Consider the following 4681-nt stretch of genomic DNA (forward strand, 5'->3'; position numbering starts at 1 on the left):
AAACCCGGTACGAGCCGGATTGGTAGCAGAACCTGAACATTATTTATATAGCAGTACTTCTAATTATGCCGGTATGATTAGTTTGATTGATGTAGAATGCGTATTTTAATTCAGAATTACGTTTAGTTTCTTGTCCGGTAGCGGGGGCGCTACGGACAGGCTGTTGCTACGGATAGGAGGGTAAAGTTTCGTCCGGAGTTGCTGCAAGTGTTTTAGGATTAACCAGACCTGAATTTCTTGAATTACTTGCTAAATACAATGTTTCAGTTCTTAGTAGAAAAGATACTGTTGATTTAAATGAAGATATCGCAAATGCCTAAGATCATTGTTTCATTGTTAACTTTTGACTTATGTACTTTATGATTTGGTTTGCAGATTTTTAATCTTTTTACAAAAAAAATTCACAAATTACTTCAGAAATGATTTCATCTGCGAACTTCTGCGTAATCTGCGGCAGCAGTTATTTTTCCCCATAAAAAATACGTTTTCTACTCCCCAACCTTCTGAAACTTAAAAGTTTCAAGACCGGAAGCATGTTTCACCTCAATAAAATACATGCCGGAGGGAAGTTTCTCTAAAGGAATTTTCAGATATCCATTTTCTAAAGTATAAATACCTTTTTGAACACCACTTATGCTGTAAACGCGAACTTCTGCTCTATTAAAGGGCATTTCCAAATTAATTTTAGATCCGGCAGGATTCGGATAGAGTTTGTATGCTAATGGCTTTGGAGACTCAGTGCTTAAAAGCAAACAGTCTTCCTCCCCTATGCTTTGAGCAAAAAATGCCGCCATATTTGAGGTTCTGTTCCAGTAGCTGTCAAATTGATGCCCGCCGGTTGAAGGGTTGGCAACCTGCATCAGACAATCGGCATTATTATTGGTATTTTCAAATAGAACTTCCGGTTTATCAGCAGTTGGAATTGACAGATCATTTATCATATTTTGCACTCCATTGCCTCCGTAAGTATAAGGTCTGTGCTGAAGAGAAACACAATTTGTACTCATAGCACAAGTGTTAAATCCTTTTAAAATCCGGTCATAATCATAGGGTACTATTAAATCATTGGGTTGATGAAAAAGATATAGTTTGGGCGCATTTGTATAGCTAAAAGATGAAAACATATCATAAAAAGCTCCTCCGTAAAATGAGCCGGCTCCCTTAATGATATAATTTTTATCTGTTGGATTTAAACTACCATTTATAGAACCCAGATCCGGGCGGGATAAATTCATGGACGAAATAGGTATATCAAATGTGGTGTTTTGAATACAAGGGGCGTAATAATTCTGATGTGGTGCTTTAGCATCCGGCATTTGTCCACAATCGGCAGGCTTTTCGTCTTCTGTATCCAAAAAAGCGACTCCCAGAGAAATATATGCTCCGGCACTTTCACCAAAAACAAATACATTAGCAGCATCAATATTATAAACATCCTGTTCATTAATCAGATACCGAAGCGCTCCCTTAGCATCCTGAACGCCTCTGTACCAGGCTCTCACCCATTCGGTTGTATCAGCGATATTAAAACAATTCCAGTTGGGAATATTGCAGTTTTTAGAAATATCTGTATGAAAATAACCCAAACGATAATTAATAGCCGCTGCTACATATCCCCTTTTTGCAAAATCCCGTCTCATTCTTGCGATACCGGCATCATTTTTACTGCCGGCAGCAAAAGCTCCTCCATGAATAATAATGGCTAAAGGCCTGCCACAAACAGATGGTTCATCATTTGTTGGAAAAGAAATGTCCATATGCAGATCCTTATCTACTCCGGCAAAATTTACGGCCGTTCCGTAATGTACATTTTCAATCGTTTGAATTGTATAAACAGTATCTACAAAGTTTTGCGCTGCTAAACCGGTCACAGAGCTAAAAAGGATGATTAAAAGACAATGCCTCATATATTTCTATTTGATATTAAAGTTACAACATTTCTTTAAAAAAAAAGCCACTACAAAAAATGCAGTGGCTTCGACTTTTCCTATTGGAGATTGTTTATGCAGATAAAACTTCTGTTACCTTTTCAGCAGCTTCTTTAAGAAGAATTACAGAATGAACTTTCAATCCTGAATCTTCAATCAGCTTTTTGGCTTCTACAGCATTGGTACCTTGAAGTCTGACTATGATTGGAATATCTATATTGCCAATGTTTTTATAAGCGTCTACAACTCCCTGAGCTACTCTGTCACAACGAACGATTCCACCAAAGATATTTACTAAAATTGCTTTTACATTCGGGTCTTTCAGAATAATTCTAAAACCGGCTTCAACAGTTTGAGCATTTGCCGTTCCGCCAACATCCAGGAAGTTTGCCGGTGAACCACCTGCCAATTTAATGATGTCCATAGTAGCCATTGCCAATCCGGCGCCGTTTACCATACATCCAACATTACCATCTAATTTAATGAAATTCAGGCGATGCTTGCTGGCTTCAACCTCTGTTGGGTCTTCTTCAGATAAATCGCGCATCTCCTGAATATTCGGATGACGAAATAATCCATTTGCATCTACAGTAAATTTACAATCAACAGCTATGATTTTGTTATCAGACGTTTTCAATGCCGGATTAATCTCTATCATAGAAGCATCATTGACAACATATGCATTGTATAATTTTGGTAAAAATTTAACCATATTTTTGAATGCATCTCCGCTAAGGCCTAAATTGAATGCAATTCTTCTCGCCTGAAAAGGTAATAATCCATCTTTGGGATCAATCCATTCTTTAAAAATTCTGTCCGGTGTTTTTTCAGCAACTTCTTCAATGTCCATGCCACCATCCGGGGAGTACATAATTACATTGCATTTCTTTTCCCTGTCCATCAATACCCCTATGTAAAACTCATTGGTTTCAGATTCTCCGGGATAATAAACATCCTGAGCTACTAAAATTTTATTAACTTTCTTTCCTTCTTCACTGGTTTGCGGTGTAATTAACTGCATACCGAGTATATTGGAGGCATGTTCTTTTAGCTGATCCATATTTTTGGCAATTTTCACACCACCCCCTTTACCGCGACCACCGGCATGTATTTGTGCTTTTACAACAAACCACTCTGTGCCGGTTTCTTTGTTTAATTGATTAGCTGCGGAAACGGCCTCTTCTACTGTATCAACAGCCAGACCTTCCTGAATAGGTACCCCTTGTTTTTTCAACAATGATTTTCCCTGATATTCATGTAAATTCATTCGTTAAGATTTAATACGTTTGTTTAAAGTATGCTTTATCTGAAAAAGATTTACAAACCTAACTGAAATTTAGAAATTGAACAAGTTGTCGATTTGAAAAAATAAAATTGTAGGCGTATTTTACGTTTAAAGCAAGAATAATCATATTTTTCAGTTTTATTAAAAATATCAGCAATCAGCTATGAATACAGCATGGTTTATCAGTAAAAAGATAGCCTTTTCGAGGGACAAAAAATTTTCTGCTTTTATTATAAAAATAGCGATTGCTTCCGTGGCCCTAAGTTTAGCCGTTATGATTATTGCAACATCAATGGTCAGAGGGTTTCAAAATGAAATTAGTCAAAAAGTTTTTAACTACTGGGGGCATATACACATCACCTCTTTAGGCTTTAGCTCTTCTTATCAGGAAAGCCCCATTTCTATTGATCAGGGTTTTTATCCCAATCCAAGTGGTTTTGATGAAGAAATATCACATATACAGATTTACGCAAACAAAGCCGGATTGCTCAAAACAGATGAAAATCTGGAAGGACTGGTTCTAAAAGGTGTTGGAGCAGATTACCGACGCTCATATGTAGAAGATGGAATACAATCGGGAATATTTCCTGATTTTTCTACTGAGGAGCTTTCATCGGAAATTTTAATTTCAGAATATACAGCCAATCGTTTGCAATTGGAAATTGGAGATGATGCTATAGTATACTTTATTGAAACACCTATGAGGGTGCGTAGATTTCAGGTTAGCGGTATTTATAAAAGTGGCATAAGAGAGTTTGATCAGTATTATGCATTTGTAGATATACGGCATATACAGCGATTAAATAATTGGGATGCAGATCAGATTGGCGGATTTGAAATTTTTATAAATGACATCCGGAAACTGGACGAAATTGAAGAACGCATCTATTACGAATGGCTCACTACAGATTTAAATTCATATACGATTAAACAACTGTATCCAAATATTTTTGACTGGCTTTCCCTTCAAAGTACCAATGAGAAAGTTATCATAATTCTAATGATTATAGTTGCGCTTATAAATATGTCAACAGCTATTTTAATTCTTGTAATGGAACGCACCAATATGGTTGGACTTTTAAAAGCTTTAGGTGCCGATAATTTTAAAATTCAGCAGATTTTTCTGCACTTTGCAGCTATTATTTTAGTGATTGGTTTGCTGATTGGGAATGTCCTGGGGATTTCTTTTACCCTTTTGCAATCTACTTTTAAATTTATTCGATTACCGGAAGAAGCCTATTATCTTGCTTATGCGCCCGTAGATTTGCATTTGCCTTCCATATTGCTTCTAAATGTCGGAACATTAGTTTTCTGCGTGATTTTACTGTTGCTGCCTTCATTGATTATTAAAACGATTACTCCGGTAAAAGCCTTGAGGTGGAAATAAAACTTACTTTTTAGCAGCCTGCTGTTTTTTTCTGTCTTCATCTGTATAAGGGCAATGCTTACAGCCATTTGAGCAGCAATA

Annotated in this window: 4 protein-coding genes and 1 pseudogene; 3 read left to right on the forward strand and 2 right to left on the reverse strand. The window is 36.7% G+C overall.

What is annotated here, in order from left to right; all coding sequences use genetic code 11:
* Together EA412_00580 and EA412_00585 are read left to right on the forward strand one after the other, a co-directional pair.
* Window positions 1–109 (forward strand): transposase (locus EA412_00580; protein ID TVR83979.1); only part of this gene is annotated, 109 nt, incomplete at its 5' end.
* Between the two features lie 70 nt (window positions 110–179).
* A pseudogene (locus tag EA412_00585) lies at window positions 180–320 on the forward strand (UPF0175 family protein).
* Window positions 321–488: 168 nt separating this feature from the next.
* Here EA412_00585 and EA412_00590 read toward each other — a convergent pair.
* Entirely contained in the window at window positions 489–1907 is a 1419-nt protein-coding gene (locus tag EA412_00590) for a T9SS C-terminal target domain-containing protein (protein ID TVR83980.1), read from the reverse strand.
* Between the two features lie 94 nt (window positions 1908–2001).
* Entirely contained in the window at window positions 2002–3195 is a 1194-nt protein-coding gene (locus EA412_00595; GenBank protein TVR83981.1) for an ADP-forming succinate--CoA ligase subunit beta, read from the reverse strand.
* A gap of 181 nt (window positions 3196–3376) precedes the next feature.
* Here EA412_00595 and EA412_00600 point away from each other — a divergent pair, with 181 nt between their 5' ends.
* Entirely contained in the window at window positions 3377–4600 is a 1224-nt protein-coding gene (locus EA412_00600; protein ID TVR83982.1) for an ABC transporter permease, read from the forward strand.
* The last annotated feature ends 81 nt before the right edge of the window (window positions 4601–4681 follow it).

This window comes from Chitinophagaceae bacterium (assembly GCA_007695095.1).
Lineage (GTDB): Bacteria > Bacteroidota > Bacteroidia > Chitinophagales > REEL01 > REEL01.

Bases quoted from the DNA above. Each gene is read 5' to 3' on its own strand.
- EA412_00590 (TVR83980.1), bottom strand. From the start codon at position 1,907: ATGAGGCATTGTCTTTTAATCATCCTTTTTAGCTCTGTGACCGGTTTA.
- EA412_00595 (TVR83981.1), bottom strand. From the start codon at position 3,195: ATGAATTTACATGAATATCAGGGAAAATCATTGTTGAAAAAACAAGGG.
- EA412_00600 (TVR83982.1), top strand. From the start codon at position 3,377: ATGAATACAGCATGGTTTATCAGTAAAAAGATAGCCTTTTCGAGGGAC.